The 24,299-nt window shown below is 57.5% G+C and carries 25 protein-coding genes; 16 read left to right on the forward strand and 9 right to left on the reverse strand.

The window, feature by feature from the left end; genetic code table 11:
• Window positions 1-75: 75 nt before the first annotated feature.
• A complete protein-coding gene (locus SIK69_RS20255) occupies window positions 76-1,068 on the forward strand; it encodes a zinc-dependent alcohol dehydrogenase family protein (RefSeq protein WP_319786918.1) in 993 nt (330 codons plus the stop codon).
• A 175-nt stretch (window positions 1,069-1,243) separates the two neighbouring features.
• On the opposite strand, the gene SIK69_RS20260 is transcribed toward SIK69_RS20255, so the two are convergent.
• Window positions 1,244-1,846, reverse strand: a complete 603-nt coding sequence (locus SIK69_RS20260) for a LysE family translocator (protein WP_319786919.1) — start codon at window positions 1,844-1,846, stop codon at window positions 1,244-1,246.
• A 296-nt stretch (window positions 1,847-2,142) separates the two neighbouring features.
• Between SIK69_RS20260 and SIK69_RS20265 the strand changes: the two genes are divergently transcribed.
• The 8 genes from SIK69_RS20265 (at window position 2,143) to SIK69_RS20300 (ending at window position 10,042) form a co-directional block, all read left to right on the forward strand.
• Complete coding sequence (locus tag SIK69_RS20265) at window positions 2,143-2,880, forward strand: SDR family oxidoreductase (RefSeq protein ID WP_319630065.1); 738 nt, start codon at window positions 2,143-2,145, stop codon at window positions 2,878-2,880.
• A 368-nt stretch (window positions 2,881-3,248) separates the two neighbouring features.
• Window positions 3,249-3,692: a hypothetical protein gene (locus SIK69_RS20270; RefSeq protein ID WP_319630064.1), complete on the forward strand. Its 444-nt coding sequence runs from the start codon at window positions 3,249-3,251 to the stop codon at window positions 3,690-3,692.
• A 127-nt stretch (window positions 3,693-3,819) separates the two neighbouring features.
• A complete protein-coding gene (gene xthA, locus SIK69_RS20275; RefSeq protein WP_319630063.1) occupies window positions 3,820-4,626 on the forward strand; it encodes an exodeoxyribonuclease III in 807 nt (268 codons plus the stop codon).
• Between the two features lie 44 nt (window positions 4,627-4,670).
• Window positions 4,671-5,345, forward strand: coding sequence for a TVP38/TMEM64 family protein (locus tag SIK69_RS20280; protein ID WP_319630062.1), 675 nt, complete (start codon window positions 4,671-4,673; stop codon window positions 5,343-5,345).
• A gap of 10 nt (window positions 5,346-5,355) precedes the next feature.
• Window positions 5,356-6,519: an ABC transporter substrate-binding protein gene (locus SIK69_RS20285; RefSeq protein WP_319786920.1), complete on the forward strand. Its 1,164-nt coding sequence runs from the start codon at window positions 5,356-5,358 to the stop codon at window positions 6,517-6,519.
• Window positions 6,492-8,027 carry an ABC transporter permease subunit gene (locus tag SIK69_RS20290; RefSeq protein ID WP_319786921.1) on the forward strand — a complete coding sequence of 512 codons (1,536 nt, stop codon included), beginning with the start codon at window positions 6,492-6,494 and terminating at the stop codon, window positions 8,025-8,027. The genes SIK69_RS20285 and SIK69_RS20290 overlap by 28 nt, the downstream gene beginning before the upstream one ends.
• A complete protein-coding gene (locus tag SIK69_RS20295) occupies window positions 8,027-8,659 on the forward strand; it encodes an ATP-binding cassette domain-containing protein (RefSeq protein ID WP_319786923.1) in 633 nt (210 codons plus the stop codon). The genes SIK69_RS20290 and SIK69_RS20295 overlap by 1 nt, the downstream gene beginning before the upstream one ends.
• Window positions 8,660-8,734: 75 nt before the next feature.
• Entirely contained in the window at window positions 8,735-10,042 is a 1,308-nt protein-coding gene (locus SIK69_RS20300; RefSeq protein WP_319786924.1) for a sulfurtransferase, read from the forward strand.
• Here SIK69_RS20300 and SIK69_RS20305 read toward each other — a convergent pair.
• Both SIK69_RS20305 and SIK69_RS20310 read right to left on the reverse strand, forming a co-directional pair.
• Window positions 10,039-10,692, reverse strand: a complete 654-nt coding sequence (locus SIK69_RS20305) for a CDP-alcohol phosphatidyltransferase family protein (protein ID WP_319630057.1) — start codon at window positions 10,690-10,692, stop codon at window positions 10,039-10,041. The two genes, SIK69_RS20300 and SIK69_RS20305, sit on opposite strands and share 4 nt — an antisense overlap.
• Window positions 10,685-11,251, reverse strand: a complete 567-nt coding sequence (locus SIK69_RS20310; RefSeq protein ID WP_319786925.1) for a carboxymuconolactone decarboxylase family protein — start codon at window positions 11,249-11,251, stop codon at window positions 10,685-10,687. The genes SIK69_RS20305 and SIK69_RS20310 overlap by 8 nt, the downstream gene beginning before the upstream one ends.
• Before the next feature lie 69 nt (window positions 11,252-11,320).
• Here SIK69_RS20310 and SIK69_RS20315 point away from each other — a divergent pair, with 69 nt between their 5' ends.
• Window positions 11,321-11,737, forward strand: coding sequence for a pyrimidine (deoxy)nucleoside triphosphate diphosphatase (locus SIK69_RS20315; RefSeq protein ID WP_319786926.1), 417 nt, complete (start codon window positions 11,321-11,323; stop codon window positions 11,735-11,737).
• Here SIK69_RS20315 and SIK69_RS20320 read toward each other — a convergent pair.
• Window positions 11,697-11,972 (reverse strand): YnjH family protein, encoded by a 276-nt coding sequence (locus tag SIK69_RS20320; RefSeq protein ID WP_319630054.1) that lies wholly within the window; start codon window positions 11,970-11,972, stop codon window positions 11,697-11,699. The genes SIK69_RS20315 and SIK69_RS20320 overlap by 41 nt on opposite strands.
• 236 nt (window positions 11,973-12,208) lie before the next feature.
• Between SIK69_RS20320 and gdhA the strand changes: the two genes are divergently transcribed.
• Complete coding sequence (gene gdhA, locus SIK69_RS20325; RefSeq protein WP_319630053.1) at window positions 12,209-13,543, forward strand: NADP-specific glutamate dehydrogenase; 1,335 nt, start codon at window positions 12,209-12,211, stop codon at window positions 13,541-13,543.
• Window positions 13,544-13,652: 109 nt separating this feature from the next.
• Here gdhA and SIK69_RS20330 read toward each other — a convergent pair whose 3' ends face one another.
• Together SIK69_RS20330 and selD are read right to left on the reverse strand one after the other, a co-directional pair.
• Window positions 13,653-15,578 carry a DNA topoisomerase III gene (locus tag SIK69_RS20330; RefSeq protein ID WP_319786927.1) on the reverse strand — a complete coding sequence of 642 codons (1,926 nt, stop codon included), beginning with the start codon at window positions 15,576-15,578 and terminating at the stop codon, window positions 13,653-13,655.
• A 4-nt stretch (window positions 15,579-15,582) separates the two neighbouring features.
• Window positions 15,583-16,626: a selenide, water dikinase SelD gene (selD, locus tag SIK69_RS20335; protein WP_319630051.1), complete on the reverse strand. Its 1,044-nt coding sequence runs from the start codon at window positions 16,624-16,626 to the stop codon at window positions 15,583-15,585.
• A gap of 258 nt (window positions 16,627-16,884) precedes the next feature.
• On the opposite strand from selD, the gene phoC reads away from it, so the two are divergent.
• Window positions 16,885-17,631, forward strand: coding sequence for an acid phosphatase PhoC (gene phoC / locus SIK69_RS20340; protein ID WP_319786928.1), 747 nt, complete (start codon window positions 16,885-16,887; stop codon window positions 17,629-17,631).
• 39 nt (window positions 17,632-17,670) lie between these two features.
• On the opposite strand, the gene SIK69_RS20345 is transcribed toward phoC, so the two are convergent.
• Window positions 17,671-18,222, reverse strand: a complete 552-nt coding sequence (locus tag SIK69_RS20345) for an NAD(P)H nitroreductase (protein WP_319786929.1) — start codon at window positions 18,220-18,222, stop codon at window positions 17,671-17,673.
• 163 nt (window positions 18,223-18,385) lie between these two features.
• Here SIK69_RS20345 and sppA point away from each other — a divergent pair, with 163 nt between their 5' ends.
• From sppA to chiD, 4 genes are all read left to right on the forward strand, one after another.
• Window positions 18,386-20,239 carry a signal peptide peptidase SppA gene (gene sppA / locus SIK69_RS20350; RefSeq protein WP_319786930.1) on the forward strand — a complete coding sequence of 618 codons (1,854 nt, stop codon included), beginning with the start codon at window positions 18,386-18,388 and terminating at the stop codon, window positions 20,237-20,239.
• A 53-nt stretch (window positions 20,240-20,292) separates the two neighbouring features.
• A complete protein-coding gene (gene ansA, locus SIK69_RS20355) occupies window positions 20,293-21,309 on the forward strand; it encodes an asparaginase (protein ID WP_319630047.1) in 1,017 nt (338 codons plus the stop codon).
• Window positions 21,310-21,318: 9 nt separating this feature from the next.
• Window positions 21,319-21,960, forward strand: coding sequence for a bifunctional nicotinamidase/pyrazinamidase (pncA, locus tag SIK69_RS20360; protein ID WP_319630046.1), 642 nt, complete (start codon window positions 21,319-21,321; stop codon window positions 21,958-21,960).
• A gap of 160 nt (window positions 21,961-22,120) precedes the next feature.
• Entirely contained in the window at window positions 22,121-23,374 is a 1,254-nt protein-coding gene (gene chiD, locus SIK69_RS20365) for a chitinase ChiD (protein WP_319786931.1), read from the forward strand.
• 74 nt (window positions 23,375-23,448) lie between these two features.
• Here the strand turns inward: chiD and SIK69_RS20370 are convergent, their stop codons facing one another.
• Both SIK69_RS20370 and msrB read right to left on the reverse strand, forming a co-directional pair.
• Window positions 23,449-23,727 carry a YeaC family protein gene (locus SIK69_RS20370; RefSeq protein WP_319630042.1) on the reverse strand — a complete coding sequence of 93 codons (279 nt, stop codon included), beginning with the start codon at window positions 23,725-23,727 and terminating at the stop codon, window positions 23,449-23,451.
• 42 nt (window positions 23,728-23,769) lie between these two features.
• On the reverse strand, window positions 23,770-24,183 hold the full coding sequence (msrB, locus tag SIK69_RS20375; protein ID WP_319630041.1) for a peptide-methionine (R)-S-oxide reductase MsrB: 414 nt from the start codon (window positions 24,181-24,183) through the stop codon (window positions 23,770-23,772).
• Window positions 24,184-24,299 lie beyond the last annotated feature (116 nt).

A 24,299-nucleotide genomic window follows, 5' to 3' on the forward strand; every position in this document is an offset into this window, starting at 1 on the left:
AGATTGTTCACAAATGATTCGGGCATCCCTTCGGCATTATTCTGAAGGTGTGCCGTTAACTGATGAGAGCTGAATATGTCTAAAGTTATTACCTTTAACCGCACCGGTGGCCCGGAAGTGCTGGAAGTTGTTGATGTACATGTACCTGCCCCCGCAGCGGGGGAAGTGCAGATTCGCGTACATGCGATAGGTATCAACCGTGCAGAAATCATGTACCGCAACGGCCAGTATGTTATTGAGCCTGAATTTCCGGCACGTCTTGGTTATGAAGCGGCTGGCGTTGTGCAGGCCGTAGGTGAGAATGTTGATGAGTTTACCAGTGGAGATCTGGTCAGCGTAATCCCTTCATTTATGTTTAATGAATACGGTATGTACGGCGAGGTGGTCAATGCACCTGTGCACGCTGTTGTGAAGCATCCTGAAAACCTTTCTTTTGAGGAAGCCGCTGCAAGCTGGATGATGTATGTCACCGCCTACGGTGCACTGGTTGAATATGGCCATCTTCAGACTGGTCAGAATGTCGTGATCCGTGCCGCGTCAAGCAGCGTGGGTCTGGCTGCCATACAGATAGCTAACATGCTGGGTGCAAACCCAATTGCACTCACACGGACTTCTGAAAAAAGCGAAATGCTCCTGAAAGCCGGTGCAGCCGCCGTCATTGCTACTGCGGAGCAGGATATGGTTGCTGAAATCAATCGTGCAACAGATGGCGCGGGTGCCCACATTGTTTTTGATCCCGTCGGCGGCCCGGACGTGGCTAAACTGACTCAGGTTATGGCACCGCAGGGCATGTTCTTTCAGTATGGGGCGCTCGACAGCCGTGACATGCTTGTGCCTGTATTTGATATTCTCGGTAAGCATCTCACTCTGCGTGGATATGAGCTGTTTGAAATCACGACGGACTCTGAAAAAATGGCGCGCGCAAAATCCTTTATCATTGAGGGTTTACGAGCCGGCAAACTGAAACCGGTCATCGATAAAACGTTCCCGTTCGAAGAGATTGCAGACGCCCACCGCTATATGGAGGCCAACGGGCAAGTCGGCAAAATAGTCGTGATCGTTGAGTAATCCTTACCGCAGCATTTTATAAATGAGACTGGCGCAGCCTGGATATTTTCCAGGCTTTTTATTGTTCGTGGTTTCGATACTATGGCTGCGGCAGGCACTGGCTTCGATTTCCCCTACTTGAAAATTAAATGTCCGTTTCTCGTTCACAGCGGACCTTACCGCTATAGCTGATGAGTTAATGGATCAGACTATGCAGAGAAAAAGCAATGAGCAACATTCCGCCGACAATGTTGACGTATTTTTTGAGCATTAATGGGTTAGTTTTTTTTACTGAAAATATCAGTGTCTGACTGACTGAGAAAAGCCAAACACTCATAACCACTACATGTACTGATGCCAGCGTCAGGTAGTTGCAAACACCCCCCTTTAACCCTGCGAACTGTGAAACGACTGTCAGATAAAAAAGGATGGCTTTCGGATTCAAAACATTAGCAAGCCATGCCTCTTTTAATGTCACCAAATGCTTTGTATTAGTAAACCCGCCTGTATTTACCGTCATACCACTGCGGACGAGCATCGCTCCTAACCAAAGCAGATAGGCCGTGCCAACAACTTTAAGCACAGCAAACGTTGCTGGAGACGAGATGAGCACAGCTGTCAGACCAAGCCCTATTAAAACCGCATGGGTATATATGCCCAAAGCTGTTCCGGCGAGAGTTTTGAATAGGCCTTTGTGCCCACCTGCCAGAGCAATGTTCATAACGAGAGTGAAGCTTGCTCCGGGGGACAGTGCAACAGGCAGTAGTGCTGGCATAAAGCCAAAAATGTTCACATCCATAGGGTTTGGATAGTAATAGACACTCTCATAGATTGCCAGTTAAGGCGCTTCGTAAGGAAGTAATGTTCAGCGCAACGGAAACACATAATCGTCATAAATGATAGTTCCGCTCTTCGCTCACAGCGCGCCTTCCTCTTTGTGCCAGGAGCGGACGTTGCATGTCCACTGGAGCGCTATGGAAATATTGCAGTACAACTTTTCCCTATCGTCAAAAAATGGCACTAACTGAAAGATGTCAATCTACTTCCTCATGTATATCTACATCCCCCCATAGTCATTAATAAGGATGGATGAAGATGCTGAGAGGTAAAAGAGCTGTAATTACCGGTGGCGGCGCGGGATTTGGTCAGGCGCTGAGCGTATGGCTGGCGCGAGAAGGCGTCGAGGTGGATTTTTGCGCGAGGCGCGCTGATGATATTCAAAAAACTTGCAGTGTCATCACGGCTGAGGGCGGAATGGCGAAAGGGCATCTCTGTGATTTAACCCAGCCTGAATCCCTTTCTCAGTTTTCTGCACAGTTGTTAACTTCAGACAAGCCCATAGACATTTTAATCCTCAATGCTGCTCAGTGGCTTTCAGGAACGTTAGACGATCAACCAGACACAGAAATTATCAATACCGTCAGTTCAGGACTGACAGGTTCTATTCTACTGACTCAGGCATTGCTACCTGGGTTAAGACGTTCAGAAAGCGCGGATATCGTCTCAATTATATCTTCATGTGGGGTTCCTAATTTTACAGATTCAATTGCACACCCCGCTTTTTTTGCCAGTAAACACGGGCTTAGCGGGTTTACAACTAAACTCTCGGACCAGTTGTCCGAAGAAAATATACGCGTAACTGGGTTGTATCCCCCGGATTTCGAGCTGACAGGGTTAGATACTTTTGTCGATAGCCAGACCAAAATGGGGGAACGTCTGATGAATGGGCGTTCAGTCTGGGAAACAATTCGCTTTGTGCTGACTCAGCCGCGTAGTTGCCATATCAGGAGCATCTACTTTGAAGGCCCAACTCGCGAAAAACTGGGAGTCTGAAGCTGAATCTGGCGACGTTTAACAGTGTAGCCAACGTCCGTTCCTCGCTCATATCAGCCCCCAACCCTCCCCTCCAACCTCCGGAAACACACTTGTTCACCTCCCCCCATCGCAGTATTCTCGCCCGGCACCTGCAAAATCAGGTGCCTGGATTAGCCTCCTGATTTACACTTGTTGGCGACACATGGCGCTTCGCGCCTTTTTTGTGTCGTGCGCACGGCTGCACTCCAATGGTGGGCCGGGCGAGGGCGTCGAAAGACGCGCCGGTTCCCAACAAGGCCGGTAAGGCTAACCTCTCCTGGTCCGCCACCCGTGAGATTAGCCTCTCCGCTGGCGGTATTTATTTACCACTTGTTGGAGTACTACCTATGACGACTATCCTTTCCCCCGACTGCGATTTACTGACACTCCCCTTTAGCGCCTCATCAGATTTTCTCGATCTGGCCGAATGCTGTGACCGTTTTGCTGAAACCCTTGTTGAATGTGGCAGTGACGAAGGCGTTTATAAGCTGGCCCTGTTAGGCCGACTCGGCTCCTGTCTGGCTCTGCTGGCCCCGACGCTGAACGACCCTATTCCACCGCATCTGGTTGATCGTTTGACCGTGGATAAACTGCCTGAGCCAGAACCCTTTTTCGACCCGGATCACACTGCGCTGTGCGAGTATTGCCAGGCTCTGACGCAGCTGCTGTGCCAGCAGACTTTGCCCCCTGAAATGGAGGTCACGCTACGCGGTTTATTGTGCGAGCTGGTGTGGATGTTCGCGGCAGATATGAAAGCGCCGCGTTGGGAGCGTCAGTCAGCAGACCACTGATTGAATAACGTCGGGATTGTGCCAGCGCATCGGGTTGGCACAACCCTGTTCGTTTTTATCTGCCTGACCGACGTCTGAAATTCTGCTAACATCCGTGCATCATTCACCTTGCACAGTGGCAGCGACTATGAAATTTGTTTCATTTAATATCAACGGCCTGCGCGCCCGCCCACATCAACTGGAAGCCATCGTCGAAAAGCATCAGCCGGACGTGATTGGCTTACAGGAAACCAAAGTTCACGACGATATGTTCCCGCTTGAGGATGTCGCCAAGCTTGGTTACAACGTGTTTTACCACGGGCAGAAAGGCCACTACGGCGTGGCGCTGCTCACCAAAGAGACACCGATTGCCGTGCGTCGTGGCTTCCCGGGCGATGATGAAGAGGCCCAGCGCCGTATCATCATGGCGGAAATCCCGTCTCCTTTCGGCAACCTGACGGTCATCAACGGTTACTTCCCGCAGGGTGAAAGCCGCGACCATCCGACCAAATTCCCGGCGAAACAGAAGTTTTATCAGGATCTGCAAAACTATCTCACCCGCGAGCTGAAACCTGAGAACCCGGTGTTGATCATGGGTGACGTCAACATTAGCCCGACGGATCGGGATATCGGTATCGGCGAAGATAACCGTAAACGCTGGCTGCGCACTGGCAAATGTTCGTTCTTGCCGGAAGAGCGCGAGTGGATGGATCGCCTGATCGGCTGGGGCCTGGTGGATACCTTCCGCCACGCCAATCCGGAAACCCAGGACCAGTTCTCGTGGTTTGACTACCGCTCGAAAGGCTTTGATGACAACCGTGGCCTGCGCATTGACCTGCTGCTCGCCAGCCAGGGCCTGGCACCCCACTGCATCGAAACCGGGATCGACTACGACATCCGCAGCATGGAAAAACCGTCCGATCACGCCCCGGTCTGGGCGACGTTTAAGGGCTGAGTCAGCGAAGCCGTGATGACACGTAAAAGTGATTACACGTAAAATTGAACACATCTAAAATAGTGCTGCTGGCGTTGCTGGCAGCCTGTATGGTCGCGGGGTTCGCGTTCCTCCCCCGGGAGCTGCTCACCCTGAGCACTTTGCAACACGCCCATGCCGCCGCCGTTGACGGCTATGTCCGGCATCCTCTGCTCGCCAGCCTGCTCTATTTTCTGGTGTACGTCCTGATTACCGCACTTTCCATTCCCGGTGCCACCCTGTTAACGCTGCTCGGGGCCGCGGTGCTGCCCTTCTGGCTGGCGGCGCTGCTGGTGTCGTTCGCCTCGACTTTCGGCGCTCTGCTGGCGATGCTGGTCAGCCGGTATCTGCTGGCCGAGTGGGTCAGCCAGCGCTTTGCCCGCCAGATGGCGACCGTGAACGCGGGTATCGCCCGCGAAGGCGCGTTTTATCTGTTCGCCCTGCGCCTGACGCCGCTGCTGCCGTTTTTTGTGGTGAATCTGCTCGCAGGCATTACGCGCATCGGCATCCGGCGCTACTGGTGGGTGAGTCAACTCGGGATGTTGCCCGCCACCCTGATTTACCTCAATGCCGGGCGGCAGCTGAGTCAGCTACACTCCCTACAGGATATTCTCTCTCCGGGCATGCTGCTGGCACTCACCCTGATCGGCGTCCTGCCGCTGGTGTCACGCAGGCTGTTCGGCCGCTTTCTTCACCGTTAAAGGAGTACGTATGCGCCGTGTGCGTTATGGCATCTTATTGGCTGGATTACTGGCGAGCGCCCCGCTGCTGGCGAACACCTCGTGGCAAAAAACTGAAAGCGAAGCACGCGGGCAAACCGTGTGGTTCAACGCCTGGGGCGGCGATCCGGCGGTGAATCGCTATCTCGACTGGGTCAGCGGGGAGGTTAAACGCGACTACGGCGTCACCCTCAAAATGGTCCATCTGGCTGATGCTGCCGATGCGGTGCAACGTATCCAGACCGAAGCCCGCGCCGGACGCCGCCAGGGCGGTTCGGTCGATTTACTGTGGGTCAACGGCGAGAACTTCCGCACTCTGAAAGAGGCCGGGCTATTGCAAACCGGTTGGGCGCAGGCTCTGCCGAACTGGCGCTATGTCGACCAGCAAAAGCCGGTGCTGGAGGATTTTTCGATTCCGACCGACGGGGCGGAATCCCCGTGGGGCAGCGCGCAGTTAACCTTTATCGCCCGCCGGGATCAGTCCCCGCAGCCTCCTGCTTCGCCAGCGGAACTGCTGGCGTTTGCCACCGCCCATCCGGGGATGGTGACCTATCCGCGCCCGCCTGATTTCACCGCCACCGCCTTTCTGGAACAGCTGTTGCTGAACCTGACCTCGCACCCCGAAGCCTTAAAGCAGCCGCCGGATGCGCAGACCTTTGCCACCGTGACCGCACCGCTGTGGGCGTATCTCGACCAATTGCACCCGCAACTGTGGCGTAAAGGCAGCGATTTCCCGGCCTCTCCGGCACGGATGGACGCGATGCTGGCGAATGGCACGTTACGCCTGTCGCTAACCTTCAACCCGATGCACGCCAGCCAGAAAGTCGCCAGCGGCGAACTGCCAAAAGACAGCTACAACTTCGGCTTCCGCGAAGGCATGCTTGGCAACGTCCATTTTGTGACTATCCCGGCCAACGCCCGTTCGCTGGCCGGTGCGCAGGTGGTGGCGAATTTCCTGCTGTCGCCTGCCGCGCAGCGGCGCAAGGCTGACCCGGCGGTCTGGGGCGATCCGACGGTGCTCGACAGGACGAAATTACCTGAACCGTGGCCTGCCGCGTCCCAGCCACAAACCACCCCGCCGGTGCTGGCGGAACCGCACGCGGCCTGGGTTAACGCCCTGGAGCAGGAATGGCTGCGCCGTTACGGTACGCACTGACCGGCCTGCTGTGGGCGGCGATGGGGCTGATTTATCTCCCGCTGCTGCCCGCCGCCGTTCAGTTGCTCACCCCCGCGTTGACGGTTGCAAACTGGCAGGCGCTATTCGCTGACACGCAGCTACCACAGGCCGCGCTGGCGACGCTCATTTCCACACTGCTGGCGATGGCTGGCGCGCTGGGGATCACCTGCGCGGTGGTCGCGGCCCTGTGGCCTTCTCCCGCCTGGCAACGGCTGGCCGGGCGTCTGCCGCTGCTGCTGGCCGTGCCGCATGTCGCCTTTGCCACCGCGGCGTTGCTGCTGTTTGCCGAAGGCGGGTGGCTGTTTCTTCAGTTCCCACAATTGACGCCGTTTATCGACCGTTATGGGATTGGCCTCGGCCTGACGCTGGCGGTGAAAGAGAGCGTGTTTCTGCTGTGGGCGGTCTACGCCCTGCTCGGTGAGAAACGGCTGACGGAACAGAGCCTGACCTTACGCAGCCTGGGCTACGGGCGCTGGCAGTGTCTGGCATGGATTGTCCTGCCCCAACTGCTGCCGCAGTTGCGCATTGTGCTGCTGGCCACCGCCGCCTGGACGCTCTCGGCGGTCGATGTGGGGCTGATCCTCGGCCCCGGCAATCCGCCGACGCTGGCGGTGCTGGCCTGGCAGTGGCTGTCACAGGGCGATGCCTTGCAGCAGGCGATGGGATCGCTGGCCTGCCTTCTGCTGCTGGTGATGCTGGCGGGGCTGATGCTGGGGGCCTATCTTATCTGGCGCGGTTTTCGGGCATGGGTGCCGAACGTGGATGGCGTCCGACGCCCGGCCCCTGTCGCATTCCCGGGTCACGGGCTGGCCTGGCTGCTGCCGCTCAGCGGCGGGATCTGCGTCGGAACGCTATTTCTGCTGGCAGACCGCAGCCTGGCGAACACCGACAGCATCAACAACAGTCTGTGGCTGGCGCTCGGGTCATCGTTGTTGAGTGTCATGCTAGGCCTGCTGTGGCTCGAGTTCGGCCCACCGCGCTTTGGGGCATGGATCTGGCTACCGCTGGTGCTGCCCGCCCTGCCGCTCGCTGCCGGGCAATATCAGCTGGCGCTGCTAAGCTGGCAGGACGGGGAGTGGCGCACGGTGCTGTGGGGCCATCTGCTGTGGGTGGTGCCGTGGACGCTGTTTATTCTGCGCCCCGCCTGGCGACGACTCGACCCGCGTTTACTGACGGTTGCGCGCACGCTGGGCTGGGGACGCGGGCGCTGTTTCTGGCAGCTGAAATGTCCATTGCTGTTGCGCCCGATCCTGGCCGCGCTGGCGGTTGGGTTTTCGGTCAGTATCGCGCAATATTTGCCGACGCTGTGGCTCGGCAGCGGGCGCATCACCACCCTGACCACCGACGCGGTGGCGCTCAGCAGCGGGGGCAGTACGCCGATGCTCGCCACCCAGGCGCTGTGGCAACTGCTGCTGCCCGGCGTTTTTTTCCTGCTGGTCGCCCTGCTGCTTAGGGCAATCGGCCATTTTCGACAAGGACTCCGTTAATGCTAAAAGTGGATGCGCTGACACTCAAAATGCGGGGCCGGACGCTACTCAACGGCGTGGATTTTCAGGCTGAGAACGGCGAGATCCTGACGCTGATGGGCGCTTCCGGCAGCGGGAAATCGACGCTGCTGGCCTGGATGGCGGGCGCGCTGGACCAGACCTTTCAGGCCAGCGGCCAACTGTGGCTGAACGATCGACGCTGCGACACCCTGCCGACCGAACGGCGGCGAATCGGCATTCTGTTCCAGGACGCGCTGCTGTTTGACCACTTTAGCGTCGGGCAAAATCTGCTGCTGGCCCTGCCTCGCGCGGTGCCGCGGGCTCGACGTCGCCCGGAGGTTGAAGCCGCGCTGGCAGAGGCCGGGTTGAGTGGATTTTATGCGCGTGACCCGGCGACGCTCTCCGGCGGCCAACGGGCCCGGGTGGCGCTGTTACGCTCCCTGCTGGCTCACCCGGACGCGCTGTTGCTCGACGAACCGTTCAGCGGGCTGGATGCCACCCTGCGCGACAGTTTCCGTCGCTGGGTGTTCACCGAAGTGCAGCTGCGCAATATTCCGGTGATTCTGGTCACTCACGACGTGGCCGATATTCCGCCCGGTGGCCGCTGTCTGCGGCTTGAAAGCTGGAGCTAAGCTGCGCCAGCGCAAGGATTTTCCTAAATCGGGAGTTCAAAATGTCGTTTCAATTTTCCTCTGACGGGCAATTCGATGAAACGTGTTTCTCAACTGACCGCGCTGGCCCTGCTGATCGGGCTTTCCTCCTCGGCTATCTTCGCCGCTGATAGGCTTTCTCCTCTGACCTTTACCCAACTGCAACAGCAGAAAGGGGTCGCGATTGATACGCGTCTGAGCGCGTTCTACAACGGCTGGCCACAGACGCTGAACGGCAGCCAAGGCCATGAACCGGCGGCGCTAAACCTGTCCGCCAGCTGGCTTTCGGCAATGAACGAGGCGCAGCTTGCCGACTGGATCAAACAGCATCAGCTCCAGCCGTCCACGCCGGTCGCCTTATACGGCGCACAGAGCGATAACCAGGCGGTGGCCGAGCGCCTGAAAAAAGCCGGGCTAACCCAGATAAACCTGCTCGGCGATGCGCTCCAGCAGCCGGAACGCCTGCAAAAACTGCCGCACTTTGAGCAACTGGTGTATCCGCAGTGGCTGCATGATCTCCAGCAGGGTAAAGCCGTTACCGCCCCGCCGAAGGGCGACTGGAAAGTAATTGAAGCCGCCTGGGGCGCGCCGAAGTTCTATCTGCTGAGCCATATTCCGGGCGCGGGTTATATCGATACTAACGACGTCGAAAGCGAGCCGCTGTGGAATAAAGTCTCTGACGACAAGCTGAAAGCATTGCTGGCAAAACAGGGGATCCGCCACGACACTACCGTGATTTTATATGGCCGTGACGTGTACGCCGCCGCCCGCGTGGCGCAAATTCTGCTGTATGCCGGGGTGAAAGATGTGCGCTTGTTGGATGGCGGCTGGAAAACCTGGTCCGATGCCGGTTTGCCGGTCGAGCGTGGCACGCCGGACAAGGTGACCCCCGCGCCAGATTTCGGGGCGACGATCCCGGGCCAGCCGCAGCTGATGCTGAGCATTGACCAGGCACGAGGCCTGTTGCAGCGGAAAGATGCCTCGCTGGTGAGTATTCGTTCGTGGCCAGAGTTTATCGGCACCACCAGCGGCTACAGCTACATTAAGCCTAAAGGTGATATCGCCGGGGCGCGTTGGGGCCATGCGGGCAGCGATTCCACCCATATGGAAGATTTCCACAATCCGGATGGAACCATGCGCAGCGCCGATGATATCGCTGCGATGTGGGCTGAGTGGCACATCCTGCCCTCGCAGCAGGTGTCGTTCTACTGCGGCACCGGCTGGCGCGCCTCCGAAACCTTTATGTACGCCCGCGCGATGGGCTGGGAGAACATTTCGGTGTACGACGGCGGCTGGTATGAATGGAGCCAGGACGCGAAGAATCCGGTAAGCCACGGCAACCGTGGCCCGGACACCTCGCTTTAAGGCCGATCTGGCCCGGCAGCATCTTTGTTTGCCGGGCCTGAGAATTGACTCAGCGTCAGATACCCACTCCACACCCGCGTAAAGGTCGTCAGCCAGCACAGGCTGCCGAACAGCCACGCCATCCACGCAAAAGAGTGCGGCAACAGACAGCTCAACACGAACAGCGCGAAGGTTTCGGTGCCTTCGGTCAGGCCGCCGAGATAATAAAACGATTTATGCGCATAGCCGGGGTTATCAATCTGATGCTTCGCCGCCAGGGCAGCAAACGCCAGGAAGCTGCTGCCGGTGCCGATAAACGCGAACAACAGCCAGCCGCCCGCCAGGGCGTTAGCCTGCGGATCGGCCAGAATAAACCCGAACGGCACCAGCGCGTAAAACAGGAAATCGAGCGCGATATCCAGAAAGCCCCCGGCATCGGTCAGACCACGCCGCCGGGCCAGCGCCCCATCTAACCCGTCGAGCAGCCGGTTGAGCACAATCGCCACCAGCGCCGGGATATACCAGCCCAGCGCCAGAAACGGCAGCGCCAGCACGCCTATCGCAAACCCCACCAGGGTAATGCCGTCCGGCGAAATACCCGGTCGGTCGAGCATTTCGGCGAGGCGATTCAGCCCCGGTTTCAGGCGGGGATGCAGATGACGGTCAAGCATGAGATTTCCCCTGCGTGTCACATAACCCTTGCGAAGGGATATCCAGCGCGGCATTAAAACGCGCCGAAAGATTCTGAAACGCCACCAGGGCAGTCATTTCACAGATAGCGTCGTCCGCATAAAAGCGTTTGAGCGTCGCCTTTTGATCATCGCTAATCACCGGTGGCGTGGCGGTCATCCCGTCGGCATACGCCAGCGCGGCACGCTCTGCGTCGCTGAACAGCGTCGAATCTTGCCAGTGCGCCACCGCCTGCACTTTCTCCAGCGCATGGCAGCGCTGCGCCAGCCGCAGGGTGTTGGCATCAATACAGAACGCGCAGTGGCATTGCTGCGAAACGCGGGTCATTAGCAGGGCGCGCAGTTCCGGCGACAAGCGTGCTTTTTTACGCTCCAGCCAACCGACAAACAGTGCCACCAGCCAGAACAGGCGCGGCATTCGCCCCCACCAGCGCGTCGGATGCAGCACATCGCCGTAATGTTTCTTCTGCATCATCACGATGGGGGTCAGTGACGACGGGATGTGGTCCAGCGGTGGTACCCACGGTTGATGTTTTTTCACCCGGAAACTCCTGTAAACCTTAAACATTTCAGATAGTATGACACGCTCTTGAAAGGAACCTTGACCTCTATGCTGAAAACAATTGATGTGGTGGCGGCGATTATTGAACAAGATGGGCTGATTTTGCTGGCTCAGCGCCCGTTACATGCCGACCAGCCCGGGCTGTGGGAATTTCCCGGCGGCAAAGTGGAAGCCGGTGAAACGCAGCCCGAGGCGCTGAAGCGTGAACTGCGCGAGGAGTTAGGCATCGACGCCTTACCCGCGGCGTATGTGGCGAGCCATCAACGGGAAGTCTCCGGACGGCTGATTCATCTCCATGCCTGGCATGTGCCGGACTTTCACGGCGAGCTGACCGCGCACGAGCACAGCCAGCTGGTGTGGGTCAACCCGGAAGCCGCGTTCAGTTGGGACCTGGCCCCCGCCGATATTCCGCTGCTGGAAGCCTTTATGACCTTACGCGCCGCCAGACCAGCGGATTCGTACTGATGGTTTTCTCATCGCGCTGGCACTGCAACAGAATGCCGTCAGCTTTCACCACCGCCCCTTCGCTGTAATTCTGGTCCTGATAAATGCAGCACTGGGAACAGGGCTGCGCTCGCTGGCCGCCGCTGCTGAACACTTCCGCTGGCACATTGACCTCGACGTCCGGCCCAAAGCGCTGCGCCGCCTGCCCGCCAGATGCGGCCAGCAGCAATAATCCTGTCATTAACACGCGTTTCATCGTCATTCCTTTTTTAAAAACTCTTCTAATAACTATATCGACACTGACGCCGTTTTCTTAAATTTTCATGGTCATCGCGTTTGGTTATGACAGACCGCTGATTATAAGTTTTCCCTCACGACGACGATTTTTTCTTGCCTGCCACGGCCTCAGCGGAGATAGTCGAAAGAAAGCGAACCGCAAAAAATAAACACACCAACATCATACCGTTATCACTATAAGAGGAACTTATCGTAATGGAATCTCTGGAAACGTTTCTGACCCGCGTGCAGCAGCGCGATCCCAACCAACCGGAATTTGCGCAGGCGGTGCGCGAGGTGATGTCCACCCTGTGGCCCTTCCTCGATGACAATCCACGCTATCGCCAGATGGCGCTGCTCGAGCGGCTGGTTGAACCCGAACGCGTGATTCAGTTCCGCGTCACCTGGGTCGATGACCGCAACCAGGTGCAGGTCAATCGCGCGTGGCGGGTGCAATTCAACTCGGCGATTGGGCCCTTCAAAGGTGGAATGCGTTTTCATCCGTCGGTGAATCTGTCGATCCTTAAGTTCCTCGGCTTTGAACAAACCTTCAAAAATGCCCTCACCACCCTGCCAATGGGCGGCGGCAAAGGCGGCAGTGATTTCGATCCGAAAGGCAAAAGCGAAGGCGAAGTGATGCGTTTCTGCCAGGCACTGATGAGCGAACTGTATCGCCATCTCGGGGCCGATACCGACGTGCCCGCCGGTGATATCGGCGTTGGTGCGCGTGAAGTCGGCTTTATGGCCGGGATGATGAAAAAGCTCTCCAATAACACCGCCTGCGTGTTTACCGGCAAAGGGCTGTCGTTCGGTGGAAGCCTGATCCGTCCGGAAGCCACCGGCTACGGACTGATTTACTTCACCGACGCGATGCTCAAGCGCCACGGTCTGGGCTTCGAAGGGATGCGCGTGGCGGTCTCTGGCTCCGGCAACGTGGCGCAGTATGCGATTGAGAAAGCGATGGCGCTGGGTGCGCGGGTGATTACCGCCTCGGATTCCAGCGGCACCGTGGTGGACGAAGCCGGGTTTACGCCTGAGAAATTAGCCCGTCTGGAAGCGATTAAAGCCAGCCGTGATGGCCGGGTCGCCGATTACGCCCGCGAATTTGGCCTGCAATACCTTGAAGGCCAGCAGCCGTGGGCGGTGCCGGTGGATATCGCCCTGCCGTGCGCAACGCAAAACGAACTGGACGTCGAGGCAGCACGGACGCTGATCGGCAACGGCGTGAAGGCCGTTGCCGAAGGGGCCAATATGCCGACCACCATCGCCGCCACCGATCTGTTCCTTGAGGCGGGCGTACTGTTTGCCCCAGGCAAGGCCGCAAATGCGGGCGGCGTGGCCACCTCCGGGCTGGAAATGGCGCAGAACGCCGCACGGATGGGCTGGAAAGCGGAGAAAGTCGATGCCCGTCTGCATCACATCATGCTTGATATTCATCAGGCGTGCGTGGAGTACGGTGGGGAAGATAAACATACCCATTACGTACGCGGGGCAAATATCGCCGGGTTCGTCAAAGTCGCTGACGCGATGCTGGCGCAGGGTGTGATTTAAGGTTTTAGCGTGTTGATTGCCCGGCGGCGCTGACGCATGCGCGGGCCTACGGGGGTTGTCAGGCCGACAAAACCTGTAGACCTGACAAACGCAGTGCCGTCGGGCAAAGTTATGACGCTTCGGTTTTCTTTTTCCGCGCCTTGCTGAAGGTTTTCTTCTTCTGTTGTTCGCCACCCGGTGCGACCAGCCCCCGGAACTGCTTCACCGGGGTGCTTCGCGCCTGCTGAATGAGATCGAACAGCGTGCCAACCAGCGGCTGCATGAAGTCCTGATAGCGGCACTGCTTCTCGCTGATTTGGGTTAGCACTGACTCCCAGTGCGCGGTCATATCCGGTCGCCCGGCCATTTCCGGCAGGGAGTGGATCAGCGCCCGTCCCGCTTCGGACGAGTGAATATAGCGCCCTTTCTTGGTCAGGAACCCGCGCTTGAACAGCAGTTCGATAATCCCCGCGCGCGTGGCTTCGGTGCCTAACCCATCCGTCGCACGGAGGATTTTCTTCAGATCTTTGTCCTGCACGAAACGCGCGATACCGGTCATCGCCGACAGCAGCGTGGCATCGGTGAAATGTCGCGGCGGCTGGGTTTGGCGTTCAACCACTTCGCCTTTTTCGCACAGCAGTTGATCCTCTTTCGCCACCACCGGCAGCGGCGTGCCGTCGTTCTCTTCGTCGCGCTCTTTGTTGCCCAGCAGCGTACGCCAGCCCGCTTCCGCGAGGAACCGCGCTTTGGCAACGAACTTGCCGTTGGCAATATCCAAGTCAATCTGACACTTGCGGAACACCGCATCCGGGCAGAACTGCATCAGATATTGACGGGCAACCAGCTCGTACACCTTGGCTTCATTGTCGGTCATGTTGACCGAGGAACTGCGCGCGGTCGGGATGATGGCGTGGTGCGCATCGACCTTTTTATCATCCCAGCAGCGGTTACGAATGTCCGGGTCAACCACCGGCTGCGGCAGCAGGCCAGAGGCATGAACGCTAATCGCATTCAGCACCGCATGACGACCAGCAAAATGCTCTTCTGGTAGATAGCGGCTATCGGAACGCGGATAGGTAATCAGCTTGTGGGTTTCGTACAGCTTCTGGCAGATATCGAGCACGTTCTGCGCGCTAAACCCGAAGCGTTTGGCGGCCTCAATCTGCAATGCGGATAGCGAAAACGGCAGCGGAGCCGGTTCGGAATCCCGTTTATCGTTATAGGCCGTGACCACCGCCGGTTGTCCGGCAATCCGCGCCACGACGTGATCGGCCAGCGGCCTGTGCAACAACCGCCCTTCTTCGTCCTGATAAGGTTCGCAGGCCTCGCTCGGCTGCCAGGTCGCGGTAAAACGTTCATCCGCAGGGGTGACGATATGCGCCTTCACATCGAAGAAATCTTTGGCGACAAAGTTTTCAATTTCTTCATCACGACGCACCACCAGCCCAAGCACCGGGGTTTGCACCCGGCCAACGGAGAGCACGCCCTGATAGCCCGCGTTTCGCCCCAGTAAGGTGTAGGCGCGGGTCATGTTGATGCCGTACAGCCAGTCGGCACGGGCACGGGCCAACGCCGATACGCACAGCGGGATAAACTCATTGTTAGAGCGCAGGCGAGAAATCGCCCGCTCGACCGCCGACGGATTCAGATCGTTAATCAGACAGCGCTGAACCTCCCGGCGTTTTTCCGCGGGCATGTCGAGGTAATCCAGCACCTCATCCACCAACAGTTGGCCTTCCCTGTCCGGGTCACCGGCGTGGATCACTTCGGTGGCCTCTTTCAACAGGCGCTTGATCGCGTTTAACTGTTTGGTCACCGAGGGTCGCGGTTGCAGCTTCCATTTTTCTGGCACAATCGGCAGATCCATCAGGTTCCAGCGCGCATAGCGGCTGTCGTAGACATCCGGCTGCGCCTGTTCCAGTAAGTGGCCGATACACCAGGTCACCACCTGACCGTTACCACATTCAATGTAGCCATCGCCGCGACGGTGCGGCTTGGGCAGCACATCGGCGATGGCACGGGCCAGGCTCGGTTTTTCCGCGATAAACAAGCGCATGCGGTTAGCGAATCTCAATCATCGGACGCCCGCCCCGGGCGGTAACCAGTTCACCAATCGCCGTCAGGGTGATGCCATACTCCGCCGCCGTGGCTTTGGTTTCGTTTTCCGCTTCCGGTAACACCGCCAGCAGCAGACCGCCAGAGGTTTGCGGGTCGCACAGCAGGTTGCGCCACGCTTCCGGCATGTCACCCATCAGATGACCATAGCTGGCAAAGTTACGGCTCGTACCGCCCGGCACCGCGCCCTGAGCAATGTACTCTTCCACGCCCGGCAGTTTTGGCACGTCGGCAAACCGGATTTGCGCCTGCACGCCCGCGCCCTGGCACATTTCGCTCAGATGCCCGAGCAGGCCAAAACCGGTCACGTCGGTCATGGCTTTGATGCCGTCGATATTGGCAAACGCCGCGCCCGCGATATTCATCTGACACATCACTTCCGTCGCCAGCCCCTGATGTTCTGGCTTCAGCAGCGATTTTTTCTCCGCGGTGGTCAGTACGCCAATGCCCAGCGGCTTGGTGAGATACAGCTTGCAGCCCGCCTGGGCGGTGCTGTTTTTCTTTACGCGCTCGGTCGGCACTACGCCGGTGACCGCCAGGCCAAAGATCGGTTCCGGGGCATCAATTGAATGCCCGCCCGCCAGCGCAATACCCGCCTGTTGGCAGGCAAACCGCCCGCCCTCAATCACTTCCCGGGCAATTTCCGGTGCGAGGGTGTTGATCGGCCAGCCGAGAATAGCGATCGCCATGATCGGCTTCCCGCCCATCGCGAAGATGTCGCTGATGGCGTTGGTCGCCGCGATGCGCCCGAAATCAAACGGGTTATCAACGATCGGCATGAAGAAATCGGTGGTGCTGATGACCGACGTGCCGTTACCCAAATCGTATACGGCCGCATCATCGCGGGTTTCGTTGCCGACAAGCAGGTTCGGGTCGACAAACTTCGCCTGCTCGCTGTGGAGAATGGTCTCCAGCACTTTGGGGGAAATTTTACAACCGCAACCGGCTCCGTGGCTGTATTGCGTCAAACGAATGGCTTGCTCGCTCATGGACATCTCCTGTCATTGCAATCCTGCTATGTTAGCGCCCAAACACGGTGCTGGTAAGTCAGACAGTCTGATTTCGCGCACTGTTGCTCACTATCCGCGCAATTACGGGGTTGGGCGTACATCCGGCGTGAAATTTAATTCATTCACAAGATTTATGTATCTGCCGTTTTGCGAGCTAACGCAACTTTTTCAGCCTTGATTTATGACAGAAATGTGACAGCCAGACCTTTGGACGATTCACATAAAAAAGGAACCACAATGAAAAAGAGTATTCTTGCGTTTTGCGTTGCCAGCCTGTTTTCCGTTAATGCCTTTGCGCTGGTACCTTCAGGGAATGATGCCACCACTAAACCTGACCTCTATTTCCTGAAAAATGCCCAGGCCATCGACAGCCTGGCTCTGTTGCCGCCTCCACCGGAAGTGGGCAGCATTGCCTTCCTGAACGATCAGGCGATGTATGAGCAGGGTCGTCTGTTGCGCAGCACCGAGCGCGGCAAGCAGGCGGCGGAAGATGCCAACCTGAGCAGCGGCGGCGTGGCGAACGCCTTCTCCGGCGCGTTTGGCTCGCCGATCACCGCCAAAGACAGCCCGGAACTGCACAAGCTGCTGACCAATATGATTGAGGATGCCGGAGACCTGGCGACCCGTTCGGCGAAGCAGAAATACATGCGCGTGCGTCCGTTCGCCTTCTATGGCGTGCCGACCTGTAATACCAAAGAGCAGGATGAACTGGCGAAAAACGGGTCTTATCCGTCGGGCCATACGTCTATCGGCTGGGCAACCGCGCTGGTGCTGGCGGAAGTGAACCCGGCGCGTCAGAACGAGATCCTTAAACGCGGCTATGACCTGGGCCAAAGCCGGGTTATTTGTGGTTATCACTGGCAGAGCGATGTCGATGCGGCGCGTATTGTCGGCTCGGCGGTGGTCGCCACACTGCATACTAACCCGGCCTTCCAGCAGCAGTTGCAGAAAGCCAAAGACGAGTTTGCTAAAACGCAGAAGTAAAACAGAGACTGCCCGGCATGCCGGGCAGTTTAGGATGACTTAAAAACGCACCACGAAGGGCGTGGTATCCGGTACTGAGACCGTCGTCGAGGCTTTCAGCTGTGGCGTACCCAGATAGAGGAAGCCGACGATCTTATCCTGTTCGCGGCACTGTAAGCCGTCGCGCACTACCGGGCTGTCGGTCAACGCCCCACTACGCCAGATGCCGTTAAAGCCCTGCGCCACCGCCGCCATCTGCATCGCCATCACCGCACAACCGGCGGACATTTCCTGCTCCCACACCGGCACCTTGTGCCCGGTCTCACATTTCGCCACCACTGCGATAATCAGCGGTGCGCGGAATGGCGCATTACGCGCTTTATCAATCGCTTTTTCATCCTGCCCGGCAGCAATAGCCCCTTTTTCCAGCAGCAGGCTGAAACGGTCGCGCCCTTCGCCTTCAATCACAAAGAACTGCCACGGCTGTAGGGTGCCGTGATCGGGCGCACGCAGGCCCGCACGCAAAATATTTTCCAGCTGTTCGCCTTCCGGTGCCGGTTCGGCCAGACGGGAAGCGCTACGGCGATTAACGAGTAGTTCGAGTGCATCCATTGAGAGATCTCCTGACATAGGGTTTTCATAAAATTAACATGAGAGCAGATTTTGTTACAGCGGCGGAGGCGATTCCTGCTGACAACCGGCGACGGTGTCTTTAGGATAGCCACACGTCGCGCCTTTGCGGGCGGACCTCTATTCATTCAGGCAGGGAGAAAACATGCGAACCCTTTGGCGATTCATTGCCGGATTCTTTAAATGGACGTGGCGCTTACTGAACTTCATCCGTGAGCTGGTGTTGAACGTGTTCTTTATTCTGTTGGTGCTGGTGTGCGTGGGCATCTGGATGCAGCTGAGTAGCAGCAGCACGGAAAGCTCGGGCCGCGGCGCATTGCTGATGGACCTGACCGGGGTGGTGGTTGATAAGCCCTCGACCAGCAGTAAAGTGGGTGCCATTGGCCGCCAACTGTTAGGCGCAAGCTCTGACCGTTTGCAGGAAAACTCGCTGTTCGATGTGGTGCAAACCCTTCGCCAGGCGAAAGACGACCGGAATATCACCGGGATCGTTCTTGATTTGAAAAACTTTGCCGGGGCGGATCAACCGTCGATGCAGTACATCGGGAAAGCGCTGCGCGAATTCCGCGACAGCGGCAAGCCGGTTTACGCCATTGGCGACGGTTACACCCAGGGTCAGTACTATCTGGCCAGCTTCGCCAACAAGATTTACCTCTCGCCGCAGGGCGAAGTGGATCTGCATGGCTTTGCCACCAACGGACTGTACTACAAATCCCTGCTCGATAAGCTGAAAGTGACGACCCACGTGTTCCGCGTCGGCACCTATAAGTCTGCTGTGGAACCGTTCATCCGGGACGATATGTCTCCTGCCGCACGTGAAGCGGACAGCCGCTGGATTGGCGAACTGTGGCAGAACTATCTGAACACCGTGGCTGCCAACCGCCAGACAACCCCGGAACAGATTTTCCCGGGTGCGCAAGGAGTGCTCGACGGTTTGCGTAAAGTCGATGGCGATACTGCGAAGTATGCCCTGGATAACAAACTGGTCGACGTGCTGGCCTCCAGCACCGAAATTGAAAAAGTACTGACCAAGCAGTTTGGCTGGAGCAAAGCGGATAACGATTATCGTGCCGTGAGCTACTACGACTACTCACTGAAAACGCCTTCTGATAAAGGGGCCAGCGTGGCGGTTATCTTCGCCGACGGGGCAATCATTGATGGGCCGGAAACGCCGGGCAACGTCGGCGGCGACACCACCGCGTCACAGATCCGCGATGCGCGTCTTGATCCGAAAGTGAAAGCTATCGTGCTGCGCGTCAACAGTCCGGGCGGCAGCGTCAGCGCCTCTGAGGTGATCCGCTCTGAACTGGCGGCGGCGCGTGCGGCCGGGAAACCGGTAGTGGTGTCGATGGGCGGCATGGCGGCCTCCGGCGGGTACTGGATTTCCACCCCGGCGGATTACATCGTGGCGAACGCCAGCACCCTCACCGGCTCGATTGGCATCTTTGGGGTTATCAATACCGTGCAGGACAGCCTGGGCTCTATCGGGGTGCATACCGATGGCGTCGCGACCTCTCCGCTGGCAGATATTTCGATGACCAAAGCCCTGCCGCAGGAAGTCAAGGAGATGATGCAACTGAGCATTGAGAACGGCTATAAGCGCTTTATCACCCTGGTGGCGCAGTCACGTCACAGCACGCCGGAACAGGTAGATAAAATTGCTCAGGGCCACGTGTGGACCGGTCAGGACGCGAAAGCCAACGGCCTGGTCGATAGCCTCGGTGATTTTGATGATGCCGTCGCCAAAGCCGCCGAACTGGCGAAGCTCAAGCAGTGGCACATCGATTATTACCAGGAAGAGCCGACGCTGTTCAACTCGGTGGTCGACAGCCTGACCGGTTCGGTTCGGGCTGCGCTGCCGGAAGCGTTGCAGGCCTATCTGCCTGCCCCGCTGGTTACCGCGGCAACAGCGGTGAAAGCCGAAGGCGATAAGCTCGCGGCCTTCAATGACCCGCAGAACCGTTATGCGTTCTGCCTGACCTGCGCTAACATACGCTAATACACATCCCCTCCACTGGAGGGGATTTTTTCATTCTGAATCCGTTACTTATCATGCAAAAGAAATCAATCTACGTCGCCTACACCGGCGGGACCATTGGGATGCAGCGCTCTGAACAGGGTTACATTCCGGTGTCCGGCCATCTGCAACGCCAGCTGGCGCTGATGCCTGAATTCCATCGCCCGGAAATGCCGGATTTCACCATCCACGAATATGCCCCACTGATGGATTCTTCTGATATGACGCCGGAAGACTGGCAGCATATCGCCGAAGATATCCAGGCACATTATGATGAGTATGACGGCTTCGTTATCCTGCACGGCACGGATACCATGGCGTTCACCGCCTCAGCACTGTCTTTCATGCTGGAAAATCTCGGCAAACCGGTCATTGTGACAGGGTCACAAATCCCGCTGGCGGAGTTACGTTCCGACGGACAAATCAATCTGCTGAATTCGTTGTACGTGGCGGCAAACTACCCGATTAACGAAGTAACGCTGTTCTTCAACAATCGCCTGTATCGCGGGAATCGCACCACTAAAGCCCATGCCGACGGTTTTGACGCCTTCGCCTCGCCGAACCTGCAACCCCTGCTGGAAGCCGGGATCCACATTCGTCGGCTAGGTACGCCCCCTGCGCCGCACGGCATGGGCGAGCTTATCGTCCACCGCATTACCCCGCAGCCAATTGGGGTGGTCACCATTTACCCTGGCATTTCTGCCGATGTGGTGCGTAACTTCTTACGCCAGCCAGTCAAAGCGCTGATCCTGCGCTCTTACGGCGTGGGTAACGCCCCGCAAAACGGTGATTTCCTCAAGGAACTGGCAGAAGCCAGCCACCGCGGCATCGTGGTGGTCAACCTGACGCAGTGCATGTCCGGCAAAGTGAATATGGGCGGCTATGCCACTGGTAACGCCCTCGCCCATGCAGGCGTGGTGAGCGGGTTTGATATGACCGTGGAAGCGACGCTGACCAAGCTACACTATCTGTTAACGCAGGGTCTGGATGTCGATGCGGTGCGCACCGCGATGCAGCAGAACCTGCGTGGTGAACTGACGCCTGACGAGTAAGGAACCATCATGAACCGACGCGCGTTGTTACTGGTCGATTTGCAGAACGATTTTTGTGCCGGGGGTGCCCTGGCGGTGCCGGAAGGCGACAGCACGGTGGATGTGGCAAATGCGATGATCCACTGGTGTCTGGTACGCGGGGACGCGATTGTGGCCAGCCAGGACTGGCATCCGGCCAATCACGGCAGCTTTGCCAGCCAGCATGACCTTGAGCCGTATACGCAAGGTACGCTCGATGGCCTGCCGCAGACCTTTTGGCCCGATCACTGCGTGCAGAATAGCGAAGGGGCTGCGCTGCACCCGATGCTGAACACGCAGTTTATCGACGTGGTGTTTCCGAAAGGGGAAGCCGTCAACATCGACAGCTACAGCGCCTTTTTCGATAACGGGCATCGGCAGAAAACCGGACTCGACGCGTGGCTGAAAGGTGAGAAGGTCACCGAGCTTATCGTGCTCGGGTTAGCCACCGATTACTGCGTGAAGTTTACGGTGCTCGATGCGTTAGCGCTGGGTTACGAAGTGAACGTGATTACCGACGGCTGTCGTGGGGTCAATCTCACGCCACAGGACAGCGTTCAGGCGTTTATGGAAATGGCCGCCGAAGGCGCGACGCTCTACACCTTCGCAGACTGGCAAGAAACCCAGGCCTGACGCCCTGCCCGGCATCCCGCCGGGCAATTCCTCTCAAATACAATAATTTGAAGCTTTCTCGCAGTTTTAGCGAAGCGGCAATGCTACTCTTTTCTGGCTGTTTTTTCGCCACGCCGTTGTGTGGCGTGCGTACTTTTTTATCAGTCAAAGAGGAAACTGTATGAAACTTATGCCTGTTCTGGCAGCCTTACCCCTGCTCTGCGCCCCCTACGTTTTTGCTGCGGATATGATGTCCGTCGGCTATTTCAACGGTGGTGGCGATGTGACCGCGGGCCCTGGCGGGGATATCGACACGCTGGATGTGCGCCAGATTACCCACCTGAACTACTCGTTCGGCCTGATTTACAACGATGAAGCAGGTGAAACCAACGAGGCGTTAAAAGATGCCACTAAACTGCATCAGATTTGGCTCTCGCCGAAGGTGATTGCCGACCTGCAAAAAATCCCTGAACTGCGTAAACAAAACCCACAGCTGAAAGTGCTGCTGTCGGTCGGTGGTTGGGGAGCACGAGGATTCTCCGGGGCAGCTGACAGCCGGGAGAGCCGCGCGGTATTTATCCACTCCGTGAATGACATCGTCAATACCTACGCTCTGGATGGCATCGACCTCGACTGGGAATATCCGGTCAACGGTGCCTGGGGGCTGGTCGATAAGCAGCCGCAGGATAAAGACAACTTCACCGCGTTGCTGAAAGAGCTGCGGGAAGCCCTGCCGAAAGAGAAATTAGTTACCGTCGCGCTGGGCGCGAATGCGGAAAGTCCGAAAAGCTGGGTCGACGTGAAGGCCATCGCGCCGTATCTGAACTACATCAACCTGATGACCTACGATATGGCCTACGGCACGCAGTACTTCAACTCCAACCTGTATGACTCCCGCCACTGGCCGACGGTAGCTGCCGCTGACAAATACAGCGTGGATTTTGTGGTCAACAACTATCTCGCTGCAGGACTGAAACCTGAGCAGATGAATCTGGGGATTGGCTTCTACGGCCGCGTGCCAAAACGCAGCGTTGAGCCGGGTATCGACTGGGCGAAACCCGATGCGGCGAAAAATCCGGTGACGCAACCCTACTTTGGCGCGCCGGAAGTCGAGTTGTTCAAATCGCTGGGCTACGACCTGACCAAAGATACTTATGTGAAGTACAACGACATCGTCGCCAGACTGATTAACGATCCGCAGAAACGCTTTACCGAGCACTGGGACGACGAGGCGAAGGTGCCGTGGCTGTCGGTGAAATCAGCGAAAGGCAAACCGCTGTTTGCGCTGTCGTATGAAAATCCACGGTCGGTTGACCTGAAGGCGCAGTACATCAAAGAGAAAGGTCTGGGCGGGGCGATGTTCTGGGAGTATGGCGCAGACTCGCATAACCAGCTGGCGAAGCAGCTCGCAACGTCGCTGGGGATCAAACACTAACGAGATACCCACCGGGCTGACGACAACCAGCCCGGTAGTCCCGGGAAGCGAAGCGCTACCGGGCAACAAACCACTCACTGCATTTTCAGCGTCGCAATGGGCTTCGGCGCGAGGCCAAAATCCTCTTTCAGCTGCTGTTTACTTTTCATCACCATCTGCCCTTGGGTGTCGATGGTCATGTGCTGCGCATCGGTGTTGTAACGCGCCTGCCACAGCATCACCAGTTGCAGACTGTTCTCTTTTTGCTCTGGGGTTAGCGCTACGCCATCCGGCCATTTTCCCAGCTCTACGGCGGTGGCCAGACGCTGATAAACGTCCTCTGTCATACCGTCGATAATTTGCTCAATTTCCACGTTCAGGCCCGCTCCTCAGGAATAATTTGCTGAATCGTTTCTTCAACCTTTAGTTTGGTCACCATTTTGCTCATCGGTGAAGCTCAGTGACGCCGAGTTCACACAATAACGCTCTCCGGTCGGCTGCGGACCATCCGGGAACACATGGCCGAGATGTGCGTCACAGTTCCCGCAACGAATTTCGGTGCGCTGCATCCCGTGAGAGTAATCATTCAGGTATTTGATCGCGGCGTCGTTCACCGGCTCATAAAAGCTCGGCCAGCCGCAGCCTGAATCATACTTGCTTTCGGCAGTAAACAGCGGCGCATCGCACACCAGACAATGGTAGACGCCGTCACGCTTGTTGTGCAGCAGGCGGCCGGTGAACGGCGGTTCAGTACCGTGATTCTGGGTCACGTAAAATTGCATTTCGCTCAAAGAGCCTTTCAGCTCTTCCGGGGAAGGTTTATTGGCCATATGCTCACTTCTCGCTGTAAAAGGGACCACTTCTGCGACGATTCTAACAAAACATTAACAATGAAGTGCGAACTTTTGTTCTAAACTTATTCGTTGCGAAAGGGCAGCCAGGTAAT

It is taken from the genome of Scandinavium lactucae (genome assembly GCF_033843265.1).
Taxonomy (GTDB): Bacteria; Pseudomonadota; Gammaproteobacteria; order Enterobacterales; family Enterobacteriaceae; genus Scandinavium; species Scandinavium lactucae.

Coding starts and splice junctions, on each gene's coding strand:
- SIK69_RS20255 (WP_319786918.1), top strand. CDS start 76: ATGTCTAAAGTTATTACCTTTAACCGCACCGGTGGCCCGGAAGTGCTG.
- SIK69_RS20260 (WP_319786919.1), bottom strand. CDS start 1,846: ATGGATGTGAACATTTTTGGCTTTATGCCAGCACTACTGCCTGTTGCA.
- SIK69_RS20265 (WP_319630065.1), top strand. CDS start 2,143: ATGCTGAGAGGTAAAAGAGCTGTAATTACCGGTGGCGGCGCGGGATTT.
- SIK69_RS20270 (WP_319630064.1), top strand. CDS start 3,249: ATGACGACTATCCTTTCCCCCGACTGCGATTTACTGACACTCCCCTTT.
- xthA (WP_319630063.1), top strand. CDS start 3,820: ATGAAATTTGTTTCATTTAATATCAACGGCCTGCGCGCCCGCCCACAT.
- SIK69_RS20285 (WP_319786920.1), top strand. CDS start 5,356: ATGCGCCGTGTGCGTTATGGCATCTTATTGGCTGGATTACTGGCGAGC.
- SIK69_RS20290 (WP_319786921.1), top strand. CDS start 6,492: ATGGCTGCGCCGTTACGGTACGCACTGACCGGCCTGCTGTGGGCGGCG.
- SIK69_RS20295 (WP_319786923.1), top strand. CDS start 8,027: ATGCTAAAAGTGGATGCGCTGACACTCAAAATGCGGGGCCGGACGCTA.
- SIK69_RS20300 (WP_319786924.1), top strand. CDS start 8,735: ATGAAACGTGTTTCTCAACTGACCGCGCTGGCCCTGCTGATCGGGCTT.
- SIK69_RS20305 (WP_319630057.1), bottom strand. CDS start 10,692: ATGCTTGACCGTCATCTGCATCCCCGCCTGAAACCGGGGCTGAATCGC.
- SIK69_RS20315 (WP_319786926.1), top strand. CDS start 11,321: ATGCTGAAAACAATTGATGTGGTGGCGGCGATTATTGAACAAGATGGG.
- SIK69_RS20320 (WP_319630054.1), bottom strand. CDS start 11,972: ATGAAACGCGTGTTAATGACAGGATTATTGCTGCTGGCCGCATCTGGC.
- gdhA (WP_319630053.1), top strand. CDS start 12,209: ATGGAATCTCTGGAAACGTTTCTGACCCGCGTGCAGCAGCGCGATCCC.
- SIK69_RS20330 (WP_319786927.1), bottom strand. CDS start 15,578: ATGCGCTTGTTTATCGCGGAAAAACCGAGCCTGGCCCGTGCCATCGCC.
- selD (WP_319630051.1), bottom strand. CDS start 16,626: ATGAGCGAGCAAGCCATTCGTTTGACGCAATACAGCCACGGAGCCGGT.
- phoC (WP_319786928.1), top strand. CDS start 16,885: ATGAAAAAGAGTATTCTTGCGTTTTGCGTTGCCAGCCTGTTTTCCGTT.
- SIK69_RS20345 (WP_319786929.1), bottom strand. CDS start 18,222: ATGGATGCACTCGAACTACTCGTTAATCGCCGTAGCGCTTCCCGTCTG.
- sppA (WP_319786930.1), top strand. CDS start 18,386: ATGCGAACCCTTTGGCGATTCATTGCCGGATTCTTTAAATGGACGTGG.
- ansA (WP_319630047.1), top strand. CDS start 20,293: ATGCAAAAGAAATCAATCTACGTCGCCTACACCGGCGGGACCATTGGG.
- pncA (WP_319630046.1), top strand. CDS start 21,319: ATGAACCGACGCGCGTTGTTACTGGTCGATTTGCAGAACGATTTTTGT.
- chiD (WP_319786931.1), top strand. CDS start 22,121: ATGAAACTTATGCCTGTTCTGGCAGCCTTACCCCTGCTCTGCGCCCCC.
- msrB (WP_319630041.1), bottom strand. CDS start 24,183: ATGGCCAATAAACCTTCCCCGGAAGAGCTGAAAGGCTCTTTGAGCGAA.